We start from the raw sequence: 18,324 nt of genomic DNA, 5'->3' as shown, positions 1-18,324 counted from the left end.
ACCTCATGATTTGAACTCTGATTAGGAAAGTCCACCTTTTAATAACTTCGCATAATGCATAGTAGTTACCGCTCCGCGCTCGATCTGCTGGCCGTCTGCGTCCCTTGCATTTGCTGGGTTTGAGAAGGCGATTCCCAGGGAAACGATTCCCAGGGAAACGATAGCCGCCAGCCTTCGCCATACTTTTTTTTCTTCTTTGCTGATTGCGCGGGCTTCACCCACAATTCCAAGAACGCGGGCGAGGGGTTCGCCTGTTAGTCCCGCAATGGTGGCGCACTGTACGGCATCGGGTAATGTTCTTTCCTTCCGCCAGTTGCTTACCGTCTGCCTTTTTACTCCCAAGGATTCTGCGAGAGCGTTATCTGACGCGAGAGAGCGCGTTTCCTTGATTTTGTCAAGTAATTTATTTAGCTGCTCCATGTCTCCACCCTATTGACAGTTTTGTCTCTAGGTAGTGTACTTGCCCGCGTGTCTCTTGGTTAGAGACATGGCCACGCCACCGGGGCGGGCCGTAGGGCAGGGAACTGTTCAACCCGAGGCATCCCCAGCCGCGCCCTATCCGCCCCGGTGTCGATGAGCAAACGACTATGCCCGCCGGGTAGGTCGCTGAACCCCTCCCGGTGAGGGGCCAGTTCATCCGGCGGGCTCCATTCAAAGGGGCAAGCAATGGAAATTCAGCAGGATATCGCCAGCATTTTTCAAGCCGCATTCGCGCTTGGCTTTGGCGTCGGTGTTGTGTGCTGCGCGGTTCTGTATTGGCAGTTCAACGTAAGGGGCCGCTAACTTGAATACTTTTTCCCAGCGTTCTTTAACTCGCTCGGAGTTCCTCGACTCCTTCCGCCTTGCCCGTCTTGTGTTTGGTTTCCGTCGTTCGCTTCCGTTCAAGGTTGCGTGCGTCTTTGATGTTGTTCCCCTGCTTGATGGGGTCGCTTGGCATGGCGTCTATTCCGCTGCTGCTCCTTTCGATGGCTTGGCTTTTCCGCGAATCGGCCGCCAACGTCGGAACATTCCTACGCCTAAGGGGGAGCTCCCATGATTGGCTATTGCCGCGAAGCTAACCTATTCACTCGCCGTGAGCTGGGCGCGGTCTGCGCGCACGCTGCCGCGCTCTGTAACCTCCGCGCCATCTCCTGCGCTTCTCAACGCGACATTGACGACGCCGCCCGCGTAGAGCTTTGGGCGGGCATTCTCTGCGCTGCGCTCGAAGAACGCGCCTCTATGGGGGCTCACTAATGGCCGCTGTCGCACCTTTTCACCGCTTCGAGCGTGCAAACGCTGCCGCAACTTCGGCAGTTGGCCCGGTTAGTAACACGGGCCAAAAGTCCCCCACATCGCTAAGTTGTCCGATTATCGATTTCTGCACTGTTGTTTTAGATACCGACGCGGCTAAAGCGTTCATGCGCAAGTTGCCACCGGCTGAGGTTCTGCGCTCTATCTTCGGTGTTGGTGGATCTATCGCCGTTGGCTCTGTTCAGGATCGTCCTTTCAATTTCTACCCAAAAAGCGCGGTAATGGTTGACTCAACCGGAAGCGTGGCGGGGCGTATTGGCCTTGGTGACGATGGCCGCATGTGCATCTCACTGACTGGCCAAGGTTGCCAGCACGTCACGAACTGGCCGACCGTTGCGGCCAATCTAGAACGCATCGGCGGGCGTATTACCCGCCTTGATATTGCCGTGGATGATCTCACCGGCGAAACCTTCGATATCCAGACCTTTCTAAATTTCTATGATGAGGGCAAGTTCACTATGAACGGCAGACCTCCCACGCCTGTTTTTGTTGATGACATGGGAAGCGGCAAGGGTTGCAGCTTCTACGTAGGCCAGAAAGGCCACAAGCAATTAAACGTTTACGAAAAGGGCAAGCAATTAGGCGATCCTGACTCAAGGCATACGCGCTGTGAGCTTCGCCTTTACGCCAAGCGCTTAGATCTTCCTCTAGACGCTCTCCGCGATCCCGGCAAGTATTTTTCCGGTGCTTACCCGGTGTTGGCTGCTTATGTCATCGGTGAGGCTGAGCGCCTCCTTGTTAAAGACCAAATTATCAACGCGAGTGCTAAGGCAATGGTTCGCTTCCTGCGTAATCAGGCAGGAACCGCGCTGCATCTGGTCATGAATGCCCTAGGTGATGAAGCGCTCGAATACCTCATGGAAAACGTCGTTCGGCCCGGTCGCCCCGGACGATTCAAGAAAATTCCCGGCGATCTTCACGCGCTTGTAAAAGCGCAGTTATCTGAATCTCTTGAACAGGAAATATATTTATGAAGATCACAATCACCAGCCTCAACGTAGATGAAAAAAAATGGATTAAGGGCGAGCGTTCCGGCGTTATTCGCACGCAAGACGCGCAAGCGGAGTGTGCACGCTTTCGCCAGCGTATCCGCCTTGACCTTGGCAAAGATGAGCCATTCCCGCTTGGTGAATATTCCTGTGACATTGAGGACGCAATCAGCGTGGGCGACTTCGGAGATTTGAAGCTGGCCCGACGTCTTCCCCTCGTTTCCATCGGCGCACCGGCTCCGAAACGCTAACCATTTGAAGGCGTCCGTCGCTTGCGGCGGGCGCCTCGGAAAGAACCATGATTGAGCCGACACTTGTCATGCATTGCCTTGCATCGGATTTTGACGCCGTTACAAATGCTTGTGCCGCGCCTTTCTGGTCTGTTGCTTCATCGTTTCCGCCGCCGATGAGCATTGAAGATTCCCTCTTGATCTCCAGCGCTATCGGGGTTCTTTGGGGGATTGGCCACATGATCCGGCAATCCCGCCGGGCAGCGGCAAGCGGCTAAGGAGTTGTATCTATGAACGTGTTCCAAAAAGCGGCCGCAAAGGCCAAGAGTGGTTTTTACACCTTCGCAGCGGTTGGTACTGCTGCAATGATGACCGGCCCAGCGTTTGCGGGTGACCTTGCTACCGCTGTTACTGGTGCGCTGGATGCCTCGGAAATGACTCTAATTGGCGTTGGTGTGTTGACGCTGACGGGTGTCGTTGTGCTCATCAAGAAAGCCCAACGAGCCGCTGGGGGCTAAACCGATACGGGCCGGGAAACCGGCCCTATCTCTAAAGGGGTAGGGTGATGGAATACGCGGGTTATTTTGTGATGCTTGGATTGTTAGGTGGCTTATGGCTCGCTATTTCGGGTTAATTTTAATTATTTGCCTTTTTTTTTATCCTTTACCTTCGCTTGCTTCTGATCCGGCAGAATCTAATGCTTGTTTGAATCCTAACCCTTCTGCTCTTCCATCTTCTTGCGTTTTTTTTGAGAATGCAAAGAATGTTCTATCCATTTGGATATCAAAAAACGCTGTAACTAATTACTTGGTTTGCGGGCCAAATTATGATTATTCATCTAAAAAGGCTTTTGCGACGTATGTCCATCAAAATAATTATAATAAATGTTCCCCTTCTCTTTTTAGTCCTATAAATCCAACTGACCCTAGGTTTACGGTTTCTTGGTCTGTTCTTTGCCCTTCTGGAAGCGCATTTAATCAAGCAACTAAATCTTGTTCTGTTGTTTGCCCATCCGGTCAAATACAGAATTCAATCACTAACCAGTGTATGGACTCCTGTAGCGGCCGGGCGAATAAGTCTAGCGTTACTTACTCTTACATGATCCCAAACGGTTCGATTGGCTGTGATTCGGGTTGTATGTATATAGCTCAATCGAATGGCGACGGTACTTATTCGAATACCTTTTTTGGCGATGGAGAAAGCTTTCACTGCATCGCGTCGCCAACAAATTGTGGTGATAACGGCCCCGGCTGGACTATGAACTATGGCCTGAATATGTGCGTTCCACCGCTAGATGAATGCAAATCGAACGAGGTTAAAGACCCGGTTACAGGCATGTGCAAGGTAGGCTGCCCCTCAGGCATGTCTGCCGATTCGACCGGCATGTGTAAGCCTGAATCGAACACCTGCCCTGCGGGTGAAACTAAGGGGCCTGACGGCTCTTGCATAAAGAAACCCGACGCCTGCGGTGAAGGAAAAACTGCTGGCGCTGATGGCACTTGTAAAAAAGACGGCGACACGGATAAAGACGACGGCGATGACGACAAATATTTTAGCGGCGGTGATAGCTGTTCATCACCTCCGGCTTGTAGTGGCGACCCGATTATGTGCGGTCAGGCCCGTATCCAATGGCGCATCGATTGCAACACGCGCCGTAATGTGAATATCTCCGGCGGTGCATGTAACGCTATGCCTGTTTGCACTGGTGACTTGTGCGGTGCGATGGAATACAGCCAGCTTCTAATGCAGTGGCGCACTGCTTGCGCTCTCGAGAAAGACAAAAGCGCAACGGGCGGCGAGGGTGACGAAGGTCAACCGGGCTGGACGAAGGTCGATGGCATGAACCAAGACGCAGGGCAGGGCGAGGGCGCAGGCGATACGCAGGGCGTCCAGACCAAAACCCAGAGTTTAGATTCTCTGGATTCTGGCGGCTGGCTTGGTGGAGTGGGTTCGTGTCCTGCAATTATGGCCGGTGGCGGTGATGGCCTCGGCGGTTCATTTGCCCAGTCACTTGCAAGCCCGCCTGCTTACTTCTGTCAATTTATTGGAATGATGGCGGCTATTGTTCTTCTAGGTGCCTCCGTCGTGAGTTCAGTTATTCTTGCGAGGGGTTAACCAATGCCTGCAATTATCGGCGCGCTAGTTGCTGCGCTCATCGGTGCGTTACGCCAGTACCTACCGGGCCTTATTGGTCGGGTTCTGCTTACGTTCGGAATTGCGCTCACGGCGCATGAAATAGCCTTACCTGCACTTAAATCCTTCATTCAAAGCTACATGGGCGGCCTTCCTTCCGTCCTGCTTGCTTATGCAGGGGCGCTTGCTTTTGATAAGGCCGTGACCTTGATTCTGTCTGCTTATGCGGCTGTGCGTCTTCAGCGCGTGGTGCTTTCTAAAATTGCGAGTACTCCCTAATGGGTATGATTCTTGTAACTGGTCAACCGGGCCACGGCAAAACGGCTTGGGCCATTGACCACGCTTTTAATTTGAAGAAAGAGGGCCGCGAGATTTACGCCTCTGGCATCAAGGATTTTGACTACCAGCGGGCCGGGTTTAACTACCTAGCGGAACCTGAAAATTGGCAAGATTTGCCCGACGGTTCCGTGATCCTTCTTGATGAGTGTTATACCGTCTTCCCGAATCGTAACCCCGGCGCTAAGGTTCCTGAGCACGTCGAGGCAATGGCGCGTCATCGGCACCGAGGCTTTGACTTTATTCTGATTGCTCAGCAAGGCTTGCAGCTTGACCCGTTTTTACGTGGTCTTTACGAGCAGCATATACACGTTAGGCAAACTAGCGTTTTACGCAGTAAGACCAAGCTAAAGCGCTGGAACCAATACCAAAGCAACGTTAACGGGGCGTGCAATGATGCGGTGGATTGGATTCGTCCTAATTATGTTTTTGACTACTACACCAGCACAACGAAAATAACGACTAAACGCCACATGCCTATGTGGTTGCGTTGGCTACTGTTCGGCGTCGTGTTCCTTGTTGTGATTCTTCTTGCGCTGAAGTGGTATTTCACCGGCAAGATTGCAGGCCAATCGGCGGCCCACGATGCACGAGGAGGCACGTCCATATCTGGCAGTCGGTTTGCCTCGGATGGCGCTTCTGCTGACCCCGACGCACCACGCTGGGCAACGGCTGCAGATTACGCGGAAGCGCATTTGCCACGTTTTGCAACGATGCCTTGGACGGCTCCAATCTTTGACCATCGTCAACCTGTTAGCGATCCTCAGCTTTTTTGCATGAGTGGTGGCCCCGGCTTGGACGCGAACAATAAGCACACCGAAGGCGGTTGTAAGTGCATTACAGAACAAGGCACTGATTACGACATCAGTCAGGGCGAATGTCGCAGGATTGCCCGCGGTGGCCAAGTCTATAACCCCTACAGAGTGGCAGGCCAATATGCGCAACCTTCGGCACCTTTACCGGCTCCTTCGCCTGCTGCGCGTCCTGCGCCTTCTGCTGCGGTGACGGGTAGCACTGGGACGGATGTTCAAGCATCCTATGGACAGATGAGAGGCGGGGCTGGCCGACTGCGATTTTGAGCGGTCGGACGGCACCGCCTAACCCTCTCTGAAACTTGGCCAAGTTTTCGGCTCGTCGCGCAGCTCTTGGGGTGTAGGGGCTTGCCCCTACGTTGACGCCTCTTGCGTTACGGCTTCCACCGCCTCGCCGGTTCGGTTCCAACCTAACCGCACGCGCCTACACTGTCCACCTGCCAAACCGCTTTTAATCGCAACGGCCCACGTTCGAGAGCTCACCGTTTACGGTTTCAAATAGAATGCCGTCGAGGCATCTAGTGTTCTTGTAGTTCTCTCTGGCGCGTTCGTCTGCAGCTTGTTCCCGCATCATTCGAATGTGCTCTAGTTCGGCGGCTTGTTGCTGCCGCAGCTTTTCGAGCTCTACATTCTTTGACGGTTCGGACTTGGCTACCTTGGCCAGCGGGCGAGGGCGTTTCGAGCGCTTCGCACTGTCTGCGATCTGCATAACTCCGGCGGCGCTGGCAATCAGCACGATAAGCATGATTCCAGCGCCGACGATGCCCGTTAGGCTAATAGATGATTGATTCCCCATGTCCGAATTGTAGCCGGACAATAGCGCTAGGCGTAGCCGCAAAACCTCTCGCGTGCGGGTATCACTTTGGGTTCGATCTTTCGAGCTCGTGCGCGATCTCTCCGCGCTTCGGATTCCTCGCGCCACAACAGACCGCGCAAGCGTTCCGGGCTGATTCTCTGGCGATCAGGCGCGACAAGATCACGCCCAGCGAGTCGCCAACCGGCCCACGGCCCTGTTAGCGTGACGTGGTTGTCTGACATTTGCCTGTAAAGCGCAATTGCGCAAGCGTTGGGCCTTGTTCCGAGTTTGTGACAGGGCGCGGTTCCATCCTCTCTTAACATGCGTAAGCTTCCAGATTGTTCGGCCCTCGATTGTGTCGGCTGAGCTTCCACTTGACCCATATCCAGATCAAGCAAGCCTCATTCTTGAGCCACTTCGCATAATGCATATTATGTAAAACTCAATATCCGTGACAAACGCTTCGCACCTCTTCACCAAGCTGACTCAGCTGCTCGTATGTGCGGTTTAGCCCCAGTTGCTCTAATTTCAATGCGCGCTTGCTCTTTGCAGCTTTACATCGATCCGCATCCGTCAACTGAGGCTTTGCGCGAAAACGATAAGCGGATTGATAGTTAGAAGCCCTGCGCCAGCGTGTTGTTTCGGGAAAACGTGGGTCGCGAATGGATTGCTGTGGTGTCAGCACCACCGGCGGCTCCGACTGAAAGGCATACACCTGCCGCAGCGTCTGCTCAGGCGAACATGGCGCACTTTGAAAGCTGACTGCTCCCTTCAAGCTTTCACACCGATACAGTTCACCGCTCACGGCCCGGCCAGAGAATAAAAACAGTACGGCGGTGAACATCGACGGTAAATGCTGAGTATGCATAAGAGCAACCGACTAGATGGGCCTTAAACAGACTAACGCCCATCTGGGTCGGCACCGATCAGGAACTGCCGCGGAATTAGGTCAGATCTACCCGACGCTTACCTTTCTTACCCCTAGGGTGCACCTCGGCAAGTGACGCGAGAAGCACGCCACAAAGTAATCCCGTCGTGCTCATCAGAGTAAGCGTGCGCAAAGGGTACTCGGCCCAAGAATGCGCCAACACGGCAAAAATGGCGGCCATACACCCACCAGCTAGAGCTGCGTGGCGCCCTTCACTACGAAACAATTTCCATGTGGCTGCCAACAGCAATGTAAGCGTCAAGCCGAGGACGAGCATGCCCAGCCAACCCGTCGTTAGCCACCATTGGGCGTACTCGTTGTGTGCATGGTTGATAAAGCCAGATAGTAGAAGGTTACGCGGGATCGCCTGTTCGAACACGGGCACAAATGTACCGATACCGCTGCCTAAGGGGGCGTTCGCCTCCCCTAATTGCACCGTGGCGGCCGCCATGGTGTGGCGTAGTTCTTCGGCTTGATCAACAGCCATCCAGCCAAGAGCCGCATGTACACCTGCGACAGCTAACACCAAGAGCCCCATACCAATGAGCATCGCCCGACGGCTGTGCAACATGCGCCCAAGGCGAAGCGTGGCCGTTAGCAACAGTGCCAATACTAATACAGGGAGTGCGAGCGACACACCCGCGCGAGAAGTAGACAGGGGCACCATCAGCAGTAGGGCCACGGCTAGTCCAAAGTACCACCAGCTACGCTGAACCGTGGCCATCCCGCGTTTTTCCCGAAGCCTGGCTTCAGCACCTAATCCAATAGCTAGCGCCATCCCGATATTGCATGCTGTCGCTTGGTGATTCGTATTAGCCAATAGCCCGCCAAAGCCAGCATTGAAGTCTTGATACAAGCGAAGCGGGCTATCGGGAGGTAGTCCCGTTTGGAAAAAGGCGAACGCGACATTAAATAACACTAAAACCAAAACGCCCTGCACTACGCGGCGTCGCTGCTGGGTCTCTAGGGCTAAGGCGGCTAAAAAAGCGGCCACTGCAGGCAGCAAAGCCCAGAGTGAAGCCTCCGTGGCGCGAGGAGAAAGCGTCCAGTGCGGAGCCGTAGTGACGCCAGCAATACGTAAATCTTCTGCGAGAGTGGCTCTTGCCGGAATCCGCAACCAGAACTGTTCTGAAATGGGAAGCAGCTGCAGCACAGGCACCGCGGCGATTAGCGCTGCTAGCGCGATACCAAAGCGTGCCCAGTGCGATGCGGGATTTTCAAACAATATCCAAGCCGCCAATAACAAAACGGGAAGAGCAAGCAGCTGCAGCCCTTCATCGACCCAAGTGTCATCAACGGTCACCCCGCCCCCCAACCAGCACGCGACAAGGAGCACCAATAGAGCGGGCAAAAGCAATCGCTGCGCAGTTCCCATCCTTAGACTTTACCTGTAACAAATCAAAACACGAGTAAAAACCATTAGTGCGCACCAAAGCAACAGGGCAGACCTCCCGATCTGCCCTGTTGGTAAAACTAGTACGATCTAGAATGATCAGTAGTGACGAACACCGGTGCTCAGAGGGCCGTTATCGGTGTTCTTGCCTTGATCAATCGCAACGGCGCCCAGCGCAGCAGCACCAGCAATGACAGCAGCGTTCATGCCGCTAGAACCGCCACTGCTCTTACCACCCGCAGCTTTGCATTCTGCCGGAACGCTGTAAGTACCCGGCTGGGTCAATTCCATTTTGCAGCCATTGCCATAGGTCAACGTAGCAGACGACCCAGCGTTTAGCATGACACTCTGGCCTGCCGCAACTGCCTGACCGCTGGCAGCCGATACAAAATCGCCGCCCGTGCTGGTCATGACGGAACCAGTGTTGACTTGAAGAGTGATGCTAGCGTCTTGGCCTGCTGCAAAAGCAGATGACGAAAAGACCGTAGCAACAAAAAGAGCAAGAGCAAGCTTCTTCATGGGGATCATCCTTGTTTAGGCGGATATTGAAACAGCAAAAAATGGTTCCCAGCGATCCTAGCAAAACCTACGACGGAATGCAAGAGGATGTGCAAAATTCATTACGCAACCACCTTATAACAAGGCTTGTACTCTCCCGAAATCTTCATGCGCCGCTGCTGGACGAACGCGCGCAGCAGCGCGTCTAGTGCACGCATGATATCGGGGTCTCCGTGGATTTCGAAGGGGCCGTGCGCCTCAATCCTACGCAGCCCCTCCTCTTTCACGTTGCCCGCCACAATACCGGAGAACGCGCGGCGCAGGTCTGCTGCAAGTTCGTGCGGCTTGCGGCCGTGGTGCAGATCCAGCCCGGCCATAAGTTCATGGGTGGGGCTAAACGGCTGCTGTAGCTCCAACGGCACGTGCAACGCCCAGTTAAAGAAGAACGAGTCACGCTGGGCGATACGCTGCTCTTTTACCTTCTTTACACCCGCGTCCATTCGCTTGGCCACCTTCACCGGGTCGGCCACGATGATTTCGTACAGTTTGGCCGCTTCGTCGCCCAAGGTCAGGCGGATGAACTTGTCGATCTGTTCAAAATAGGGCGCTGCGCCGGTGGGGCCCGTTAAGATAAACGGGAAGCGTAGATGGGCGTTTTCTTCCTGTAGCAAGATCCCCAACATATAGAGAATTTCTTCTGCTGTCCCTACCCCGCCCGGGAACACGATAATTCCGTGCGCCATGCGTACAAAGGCTTCGAGGCGCTTTTCAATATCCGGCATGATCACCAGATGATTGACGATGGGGTTAGGTGATTCCGCTGCAATAATCCCAGGCTCGGTGATGCCGATATAGCGGGTGCGGTGGCGACGCTGCTTGGCGTGGGCGATGGTAGCCCCCTTCATCGGCCCCTTCATGGCACCGGGGCCGCAGCCAGTACAGATATCTAGCCCGCGCAGGCCAAGCTCGTAGCCCACCTGCTTGGTATATTTGTATTCTTCTTGCCCAATTGAGTGGCCGCCCCAGCACACGACAAGATTTGGGTCGGCCGGATGCAGCACGCGCGCATTGCGCAGCAGGCGGAACACGGCGTCGGTAATGCCTTCTGTAGTGTCGAGTGAGGTGTCGCCGTTGAGGTCGATTGCGGTGAAGGCAAGATCGCGCACAACGGCAAATAGCAGTTCGGCTACGCCGTGGATGATTTCGCCATCTACAAAGGCCATGGCGGGCGCGTTTTTCAATTCGATCCGCACGCCGCGATCTTGTTGGCGCACTTCGATATCGAAATCCGGATACAGCTCACCGGCCGCACGCGGGTCATCCGAGGCGCTGCCAGAGGTCAACACGGCCAGTGCGCAGCGACGCAACAACTCATGCAAGCCGCCGGACGATGCATCACGTAGGCGCGCCACTTCTTCACGCGAGAGCACGTCCAGCGCGCCGTGTGGGTAGATGTGGGTGCTGATGGTAGGAAGGGTGGTTAAGGCCGCACCCTGCGGCGTTTTTGTTGTCGTTGTCATGGCCTCACTTTAACTCAATCGCATGAGAATGGCGCAAAAAAACACCCGGGTTGCCCCGGGTGTTTGGTGGTGCAGTTGTTGCGGTGGATTAGAACTTGTACTTGAAGCCCACCATCACCGACCAGCGCGACACGGCGGTGTTGCCCTTGTCGTTATTGTTTTCCTGAATGGAAGCGTTATCGGTCGAACCTGTAAAGGTATAGATATATTTTCCAGTGACCGGATCAATACCTGCGTAGTTTGCGACGCGACGAGTCGAGTAGAAGCCATAGTCGTCGATCAAACCCCACTTTTTGTTGAGCAGGTTGCCGATGTTCATAATGTCCAACGACAGTTCGGCCTTATGACCCTTGAAGAAAGCCGGCAGTTCTTGGCTGATCCGAACATCGAAGCTATTGACCCACTTAGCGCGATGCGAATTGGCAGGCACAGCCAAACCACGGAATGCATTCAACTCGGGGGTATTTTCTAGCCAGTCAAAGAAGGCCTTTTCCATGGTAGCGCCGCCGGTAAACAGCACATCACCATAGCCCTTCGGCACATAGAACAAGTCATTGGTACCTGCGCCATCGCCATTGGCGTCGTTGTAGAAGATGTAGCTATACGGACGACCCGTGCGACCTTCGTAGAACAAGCCTGCACGAGTAGCGTAGTCACCGAAGAAAGCATGCTTCCACTCAACAGTGCCGGTCAAACGATCCTTGATCGCATAGCGTGAGTTATACGCCACGTTCTCGTTTGCATTGAAGATCAATGTATTGTTCCAGTTCGAGGTGTTCTGCGAACTGGTCAGCGGGCTGACTTCCTTGGCATTGGTGTAGGTATAGCCCAACGACCAGCCCCAGTGCTGGGTCATCGGCTTGCTGAGGGCGAAAGTCAACTGGGTGCTGCGCCCCTTGTCAGTATTGCGCAACAGCATCACATCGCCGATATCGCTAGGACGGTTGCCCTTCACGTCCGGACACAAACCGCCGCTGACCTGTGCCGTCGTACAAGTCTTGCCGTTGATTTTACCCACCTCCATGCCGTACTGGCCTGCATTAGCCGGATTGCGGCCAGCAGCATTCCAGTAGTTATCACGACCATCTTGGGTGCCCGTGAAGGTTGGGTTCATTAAGTCCAGACGTTCAAAATACAGTGCATCTTTGACCTTAGTAACCAGCACTTCGGCCGATGCCACCATGCCATACCAAGGTAATTCATGCTCGAACGCCAAGTTGGCTTTCCATACCGACGGCAGACGTGTGCCCGGCGCGATGACGTCTACGTTCTGACGTGCTGCCGACGGAGTCAAACCAGCGGTAGGAGGTGGCACAGTCGGGTCGAAATTCGGCGCAGCATTGCCCTTGAGGTCGTACTCAACGTAATTCAAACCCGTGTTCTGATAGGCACCAGCCAGCCAGACGTTGGGCGCTGCACCACCGAACAGACCCACACCACCACGCAGCTGAGTTGGGCGTTCGCTATCGAAGGTGTAGTTGAAACCCACACGCGGCTGGAACAGCTTCTTCTCTGGCAGGTTGGTATTGTTATAGCCATACAACTGCTCGATGCGTGCGTTATACAGGCGCTGCTCACTAAACTCCGGCATGTCCATGCGCAGGCCGAACATCAGGTTTAGATTATTTCCGATCGCCCAAGTATCTTGCAAGAATACGCCAGTATTCTTCAGCGTGAAGGATGCGGGGATGTCGTCACGGCTGCCACCCGGACGCGGGGCGCGCAACTGGTAGCGCGACGGATCGCCATTGAGAAAATCCGTCAGGTTGGCAAACTCATAGACGCCATTGAGGTTGCGCCCGTAGAAGTTCATCAAGTCGTTATCGCTGTAGTCGAAACCGAACTTGACGCTGTGGTTACCCACATACCAAGTTCCGGCGGCAAATACGCTCAGCTCTTTAGACTCAACGATATTGACGTGAGTGTTCTGCTCCGTACCAATGAACAACGAATTGTTCTTCGGGCCAAAGCCCTTGATCTGGATCGCCGGCAGATCGACTGCTGGCACACGGCTAGCCGCGTAATCCTTGTGCGAGATCTTGAATTCGGTGGAGAAATTATCGCTCCAGTCCGAGAACACCTCACCCATCCACGTTTCATAAGTCTTGGGTTGGGCATACCAGTAATTGCTCAGCGAGAGCTGACTGGAGCTGATGCCGGGGAAGCGCATCACGCTCTGCTCCATCTTGTTGTAGCGCAGCGCTGCACGATGATCGTCGTTGATATTCCAGTCCAGCTTGACCGCGTATTCCTCGATCTCGGTCTTGCTATCCGGAGCATCTAGGCCACCTACGTCATAGCCCTTGGCAGACATAAAGTCTTGCACCTGCTTGATCTGGGTATCGGTGATATCACCCTTACCATATGGGCCGTCGGCCAGCGCCACGCCCGGCGCTGAGCGCTGGTACTTTTCGTAGTTAGCGAAGAAGAACAGCTTGTCCTTAACGATTGGGCCACCAACCGTCATACCGTAGGTTTTTTCATCATTGAAACCGTTGAAATCGCCTTTATCGCCGTCCAGACGGGTTCGCACCATATCCTTATCGCGGTAACTGCCGTAGATCGAACCGTGGAAGTCGTTGGTTCCCGACTTAGTCACAGCGTTGATCACCGCGCCAGTGCCACCGTAGATGGTGGTGTCGTAATTGGACAGATCGATATTGATTTCTTGAATCGCATCCATCGACACCGGCTGACGCTCGGTTGGTAGATTGTTGGACTCAAGGCCAAACGGGTCACCGGCACCGATACCATCGATGCGGATCGCGTTATAGCGGGTATTCTGGCCACCAGCAGAGATTGCACCATCGGCTTTACTGATCTGCGAGATACGCGGATCAAGGCGAATGTAATCTTGAATATTACGATTGGCCGAAGGCAGGGCTTCGATCGTGGTGCGGGTTACGTTGGAGCCTGAACCCATCTTATTGGTGCTGAAGATATCCAAACCACCAGCTACGCCCAACACCTGCACGGTATCCATAGTGGCAGCAACACTATTGTTGAGCTGGGCATTGACGGTATTGACCTGATTTAGGTTCAGATACACGCCATCCTCAGTCTTGCTCCCCTCACCCGCCTTGGTAATGACGATGGTGTACGGGCCGCCCACGCGCAGGCCGCGGGCGTTGTAGCGGCCGCTGGCATCGGTGGTGGCGCGGCTGACTGTGCCGGATTCAACGTGGGTGATGGTGATTTCGGCACCTGCCACCGGCTGGCCGCCAGCGGAAACGACCTGGCCACCGACGCCGGCGGAGGTGCTTTGTGCGAAAACAGGTGCTGCGGCGAGGGCGACGATCAAACCCAGCGAAAGCTTGGACAGCCTAGCGCGGCTCGGATGGTTCATGGCATAACCTCTGATTATTGGAGGAGAACAACTGACAATGGACTAAACGCCGCTGCGGCCTAATTTCGGACATCAACGGCGATATTGCAGGAATGTGTGGGCCGTACCCTGCTGTACGGTATTACTAAAGTTTAACATGATAACGAGCATGCATGACGGAGGTGTGACAACGGCATGTCGCGGTCGTGACAGCCAGTTTTTTAACCCAGCCCTACCTGCGAAGGTGTCTTCAAGTAAGACGCCACGCCGTCCAAGAACATTTGTACCGAAATCGCTACGATCACCATCCCCATCAGACGCTCTACGGCGGTCAATACGCGGGTACCAAGCAATTTTTTGAGCCATGGCGCCGAGTACAGAATGACGGCGGTTGCGCCCCAAGCAAGAATCAAGGCCAGCATCCAGTCCAACATGCGGTTAGGTTCTTGGCTACCAAGCAGCATCACAGCAGCCATGCCGGAAGGCCCCGCAATCATGGGAACAGCCAACGGCACTACGAAAGGTTCACCGCCTGGTACATCGCCCATCACCCCTTCAGCCGTGGGGAAAATCATGCGCAGACCAATGAGAAACAGCACGATACCGCCAGCAATTGACACCGACTCTTGCCGCAGGTGCATCAAGTTCAATGCATATTGCCCGCCCCAGAGAAATAGCATCAACACCACAAGGGCGATCAGCAGTTCTCGGGTCAACACCTTGCGCTGTCGGTGGGCAGGCACATTCTTGAACAAACTCAACAGCACCGGGATATTGCCCAACGGATCAAGAATAAAAAACAGCAGCAGTGCGGCGGCGGTAATCGTCATTGATCAGTCCTCGGCTTTGCGTATTGTTCCACGCCATGTGCCGGCCGCAGGAGTGAGCATTTCAACGCAAAGCGGCGCGTAGTCTGTGGCCGAGCGTGCCTTGGCATCGGCATTGAGCTGGTAGGCTTTGGCACGCAAATTCGTGCGCATGGGGCCAAGCTGCAAGCCGCTGATACGCGGGCCGGAACTGCCTAATTCTGCTTGTAATATTGAGATCATGGCCGCCTGCCCTGCTTGCGCAATCCCGTAAGCGCCCCAGTAAGCGCCACTGGTGCGCATGGGGTCGTCCACCACGAATACTGCCGCACCGGCATCGGATTTGAATAGCAGCGGCAGGCAGGCTTGGGTCAGCCACCAGCGTGCGGTAAGGTCCACATGGATCGCACGCGCGAAGTCGGCTGGATCTGTGTGCTGCAGTGGGGTAAGTGCTTTGAACTCGGCGGCGCAGTGCAGCAGACCGTCTAACTTCCCAAATTCACCTTCCACCGCCTGCGCTAGCTGGTCGTAGTCGTCCGGAGACGCGCCTTCTAAATCGAGTGGATACAAAATGGGTTCTGGCCCAACGGCTTTGATCGCGTCATACACGCGGTTAAGCGGCGCCACTTTGCGGCCAAGCAACACAACCGTGGCCCCTGCCACTGCACAGGCGATGGCCGCCTCTTTACCCAGCCCACCGGCCGCGCCTGCGATTAAAATGACGCGGTCTTGTAACACGTTATTCATGCTTATCCTTGGTGCAAGTCTGCGATCAAGCGTGCCAGTTCACCCGACTCGGCCAGTTCAACAATGATGTCGCAGCCGCCGATCAGTTCGCCATTAATAAAGATCTGTGGGAAGGTGGGCCAATCGGAATAACGCGGCAAATTGGCGCGAATTTCGGGCTCTTCCAGCACATTGATCGTATGCAAATGCGTGGCACCTGCCGCCTGTAACGCTTGTACCGCGCGACTAGAAAAACCGCACATGGGATACTGCGCCGTCCCCTTCATAAACATCACGAGGGGGTAGCCTTCGATCTCGGCGCGGATGCGCTCTTCCACAGACGGCATTGTTTCAGCTCCTGCAACAGTGCAGCCCGTTGATTTCACGATGACGCAACGGGCGAAATGGATACAATCCGCTATTGTAATTCGTTGTGCGCCGTTTCGGCTCGCATCTTTCAAACCGCTCGATTCAAACAGCTAGATAAGGAGTTCTTCGTGGCTATCACCTTGCCAGCCCTACCCTACGACCGCACCGCGCTGGAACCGCATATTTCGGCCGAAACCATCGACTTTCACTACGGCAAGCACCATCAGGCCTATGTCACCAATCTGAACAACATGATTGTGGGCACCGAGTTTGAAAACGCTTCGCTGGAAGACATCATCCGCAAGTCGCAGGGCGGTATGTTCAATAATGCCGCGCAGGTATGGAACCACAGCTTCTATTGGAATTGCTTAAAGCCCAATGGCGGCGGCGCACCAACCGGCAAGCTGGCCGATGCCATCAATGCCGCATTCGGCAGCTTTGAAGCGTTCAAAGAAGCGTTCACCAAGACCGCCGTTACCACCTTCGGATCTGGCTGGGCATGGTTGGTGCAGCGCCCGGATGGCGCATTGGCGCTGGTCAGCACCCCGAACGCGGCCACCCCGCTAACCGGCGAAGACACCGCGCTACTCACCTGCGACGTGTGGGAGCACGCCTATTACATCGACTATCGCAACGCCCGCCCGAAGTATGTGGAAGCGTTCTGGGCGCTGGTGAACTGGGACTTTGTGGCATCGCAACTTAAGTAAGCCTCTTGGTTTGCGCCATAGAAACGGCCGGGTTTCCCCGGCCGTTTTGCTAACTACTTTGGGAGGCCCGCTTAGCCCAGCCGGGCCACCACCGGCGCCACTTGTGCCTGGCGGCTCAATGCCTCACCCAGTGCGCTAAGCGCCTGCGCTAATTCAGCCGGAGTGTCGGCGCGCACAGTGGCGTGCCCAACCTTGCGCCCGTCGCGCGGCTGCTTGCCGTAGTCGTGCCAATGCACGCCTGCCACGCGCAGCGCGGCCTCGCGGTTAGGCATCTCGCCCAGCCAGTTCAACATGCACGCATAGCCGCGCATAGCGGTGCTACCCAGTGGCAGGCCCGCTACAGCGCGCAGGTGGTTTTCAAACTGCGATGTTTCGCTGCCTTCTGTCGTCCAGTGGCCCGAGTTGTGCACACGCGGGGCCATTTCATTGGCGAGCAGTTCACCATTGCGTTCAAACAGTTCGAGTGCGAACACGCCCACATAATCAAGCGCTTCAGCCAGTTTCTGTGCATGTGCGAGGGCGATCGCCTGTTGTTCTGGGGGCACCTGTGCGGGCGCAAGGCTGGCCGATAGCACGCCATCTACATGCCAATTCTGCGTTAGTGGCCAAGCGCGGAACTCGCCACTGCGGCTGCGTACTGCCACCACCGAGAGTTCGCGCTGGAAGGCTACAAAACCTTCCAAAATCAGCCCTACTTTTTCCGCCTGCGGGCCAAGTGCAGCCCACGCGGCCTCGACATCAGCCGCCGACTTGATGCGGAACTGCCCTTTACCGTCGTAACCAAAACGACGGGTCTTAAGAATGCAGGGCGTCCCTAGCGCAACAACCGCGGCCTGCAGCTGTACAAGCGTGTCGATCGCGGCAAACGGCGGCACCGGAATGCCCAGTTCACGGAATAAGGTTTTCTCCGAAAGCCGGTCTTGTGCAACCGCTAGTGCGCGCGCATTCGGCGCCACTTGTGTCTGTGCAGTAAGTTGCTGCGCGGCCTGCGCGGGTACGTTTTCAAAATCGAATGTGGCCACATTCACGCCCGTTGCCCAATCGGCAAGCGCGGCTGTATCGGCGTAGTCACCCATGGTCAGCGATGCAAGCTGTCCGGCGCAGGCATCGGCTACGGTGTCAAAAATTTTGAATTGCAGGCCTAATGGTGCGCCCGCCAGCACCAACATGCGGGCCAGTTGGCCACCGCCTAAAATGCCGACCGTGCTCACTGGCGCGGGTCGTCGTTATTGACGACGTCCTCGGTTTGCTTGGCGCGAAAAGCAGCCAACGCGGCACCAATAGCCGGGTATTCCACCGCCAGCATGGCGGCTGCAAACAGCGCTGCGTTAGCCGCGCCGGCATTACCAATGGCGAAGGTGGCCACCGGAATGCCTGCAGGCATCTGCACGATAGACAATAACGAATCCATGCCGTTGAGCGCTTTACTCTGCACCGGCACGCCCAGCACCGGTACGGCGGTTTTA

21 protein-coding genes are annotated in these 18,324 nt (G+C 55.3%); 9 read left to right on the top strand and 12 right to left on the bottom strand.

The features are described from left to right. Nucleotides 1-21: 21 nt before the first annotated feature. A complete protein-coding gene (locus KUL77_RS12110; protein ID WP_297147591.1) occupies nt 22-420 on the bottom strand; it encodes a helix-turn-helix domain-containing protein in 399 nt (132 codons plus the stop codon). A 612-nt stretch (nt 421-1,032) separates the two neighbouring features. Here KUL77_RS12110 and KUL77_RS12105 point away from each other — a divergent pair. From KUL77_RS12105 to KUL77_RS12070, 8 genes are all read left to right on the top strand, one after another. Continuing rightward, a complete protein-coding gene (locus tag KUL77_RS12105; RefSeq protein WP_297147589.1) occupies nt 1,033-1,233 on the top strand; it encodes a hypothetical protein in 201 nt (66 codons plus the stop codon). Further along, a complete protein-coding gene (locus KUL77_RS12100; protein ID WP_297147587.1) occupies nt 1,233-2,264 on the top strand; it encodes a replication initiation factor domain-containing protein in 1,032 nt (343 codons plus the stop codon). Before KUL77_RS12105 ends, KUL77_RS12100 begins: the two co-directional genes overlap by 1 nt. Beyond that, nucleotides 2,261-2,530, top strand: coding sequence for a hypothetical protein (locus tag KUL77_RS12095; protein ID WP_297147584.1), 270 nt, complete (start codon nt 2,261-2,263; stop codon nt 2,528-2,530). Before KUL77_RS12100 ends, KUL77_RS12095 begins: the two co-directional genes overlap by 4 nt. 47 nt (nt 2,531-2,577) lie before the next feature. Further along, entirely contained in the window at nt 2,578-2,787 is a 210-nt protein-coding gene (locus KUL77_RS12090) for a hypothetical protein (RefSeq protein WP_297147581.1), read from the top strand. Nucleotides 2,788-2,799: 12 nt separating this feature from the next. Beyond that, the gene (locus tag KUL77_RS12085) at nt 2,800-3,027 is read left to right on the top strand and encodes a hypothetical protein (RefSeq protein ID WP_297147578.1); all 228 of its coding nucleotides are present in this window, start codon (nt 2,800-2,802) and stop codon (nt 3,025-3,027) included. A gap of 94 nt (nt 3,028-3,121) precedes the next feature. Beyond that, nucleotides 3,122-4,624: a hypothetical protein gene (locus KUL77_RS12080; protein ID WP_297147576.1), complete on the top strand. Its 1,503-nt coding sequence runs from the start codon at nt 3,122-3,124 to the stop codon at nt 4,622-4,624. Nucleotides 4,625-4,627: 3 nt separating this feature from the next. Continuing rightward, entirely contained in the window at nt 4,628-4,921 is a 294-nt protein-coding gene (locus KUL77_RS12075; RefSeq protein WP_297147573.1) for a DUF2523 family protein, read from the top strand. Between the two features lie 5 nt (nt 4,922-4,926). Beyond that, entirely contained in the window at nt 4,927-6,057 is a 1,131-nt protein-coding gene (locus KUL77_RS12070) for a zonular occludens toxin domain-containing protein (protein WP_297147571.1), read from the top strand. A gap of 184 nt (nt 6,058-6,241) precedes the next feature. Here KUL77_RS12070 and KUL77_RS12065 read toward each other — a convergent pair whose 3' ends face one another. The 9 genes from KUL77_RS12065 to grxD all read right to left on the bottom strand — a co-directional run bounded on the left by KUL77_RS12065 (nt 6,242) and on the right by grxD (nt 16,129). Continuing rightward, nucleotides 6,242-6,586 carry a hypothetical protein gene (locus KUL77_RS12065; protein ID WP_297147568.1) on the bottom strand — a complete coding sequence of 115 codons (345 nt, stop codon included), beginning with the start codon at nt 6,584-6,586 and terminating at the stop codon, nt 6,242-6,244. Nucleotides 6,587-7,028: 442 nt separating this feature from the next. Further along, the gene (locus KUL77_RS12060) at nt 7,029-7,430 is read right to left on the bottom strand and encodes a hypothetical protein (RefSeq protein WP_297147565.1); all 402 of its coding nucleotides are present in this window, start codon (nt 7,428-7,430) and stop codon (nt 7,029-7,031) included. A 100-nt stretch (nt 7,431-7,530) separates the two neighbouring features. After that, nucleotides 7,531-8,817 carry an O-antigen ligase family protein gene (locus KUL77_RS12055; protein WP_297147562.1) on the bottom strand — a complete coding sequence of 429 codons (1,287 nt, stop codon included), beginning with the start codon at nt 8,815-8,817 and terminating at the stop codon, nt 7,531-7,533. Between the two features lie 189 nt (nt 8,818-9,006). Next, nucleotides 9,007-9,318, bottom strand: a complete 312-nt coding sequence (locus KUL77_RS12050; protein ID WP_297147559.1) for a hypothetical protein — start codon at nt 9,316-9,318, stop codon at nt 9,007-9,009. A 209-nt stretch (nt 9,319-9,527) separates the two neighbouring features. Next, nucleotides 9,528-10,871 carry a nucleotide 5'-monophosphate nucleosidase PpnN gene (gene ppnN / locus KUL77_RS12045; RefSeq protein ID WP_297147799.1) on the bottom strand — a complete coding sequence of 448 codons (1,344 nt, stop codon included), beginning with the start codon at nt 10,869-10,871 and terminating at the stop codon, nt 9,528-9,530. Nucleotides 10,872-11,013: 142 nt separating this feature from the next. Further along, nucleotides 11,014-14,271 carry a carboxypeptidase regulatory-like domain-containing protein gene (locus tag KUL77_RS12040; protein WP_297147553.1) on the bottom strand — a complete coding sequence of 1,086 codons (3,258 nt, stop codon included), beginning with the start codon at nt 14,269-14,271 and terminating at the stop codon, nt 11,014-11,016. 200 nt (nt 14,272-14,471) lie between these two features. Continuing rightward, nucleotides 14,472-15,080: a YhgN family NAAT transporter gene (locus tag KUL77_RS12035; RefSeq protein ID WP_297147550.1), complete on the bottom strand. Its 609-nt coding sequence runs from the start codon at nt 15,078-15,080 to the stop codon at nt 14,472-14,474. Nucleotides 15,081-15,083: 3 nt separating this feature from the next. Further along, nucleotides 15,084-15,803, bottom strand: coding sequence for an SDR family NAD(P)-dependent oxidoreductase (locus KUL77_RS12030; RefSeq protein WP_297147547.1), 720 nt, complete (start codon nt 15,801-15,803; stop codon nt 15,084-15,086). 2 nt (nt 15,804-15,805) lie between these two features. After that, nucleotides 15,806-16,129, bottom strand: a complete 324-nt coding sequence (grxD, locus tag KUL77_RS12025; protein WP_297147544.1) for a Grx4 family monothiol glutaredoxin — start codon at nt 16,127-16,129, stop codon at nt 15,806-15,808. A 150-nt stretch (nt 16,130-16,279) separates the two neighbouring features. Between grxD and KUL77_RS12020 the strand changes: the two genes are divergently transcribed. Beyond that, entirely contained in the window at nt 16,280-16,858 is a 579-nt protein-coding gene (locus KUL77_RS12020) for a Fe-Mn family superoxide dismutase (RefSeq protein WP_297147541.1), read from the top strand. A 71-nt stretch (nt 16,859-16,929) separates the two neighbouring features. On the opposite strand, the gene KUL77_RS12015 is transcribed toward KUL77_RS12020, so the two are convergent. After that, nucleotides 16,930-18,069 carry a 5-(carboxyamino)imidazole ribonucleotide synthase gene (locus KUL77_RS12015; protein WP_297147538.1) on the bottom strand — a complete coding sequence of 380 codons (1,140 nt, stop codon included), beginning with the start codon at nt 18,067-18,069 and terminating at the stop codon, nt 16,930-16,932. After that, nucleotides 18,066-18,324, bottom strand: a 259-nt coding sequence (locus KUL77_RS12010; protein ID WP_297147535.1) for an AIR carboxylase family protein, incomplete at its 5' end; no start/stop codon positions are given. The genes KUL77_RS12010 and KUL77_RS12015, both read right to left, overlap by 4 nt.

It is taken from the genome of Thermomonas sp. (genome assembly GCF_019104945.1).
Lineage (GTDB): Bacteria > Pseudomonadota > Gammaproteobacteria > Xanthomonadales > Xanthomonadaceae > Thermomonas.
Note: the sequence above shows the minus strand (reverse complement) of the source record. Positions and strands in the feature narration are given on the sequence as shown.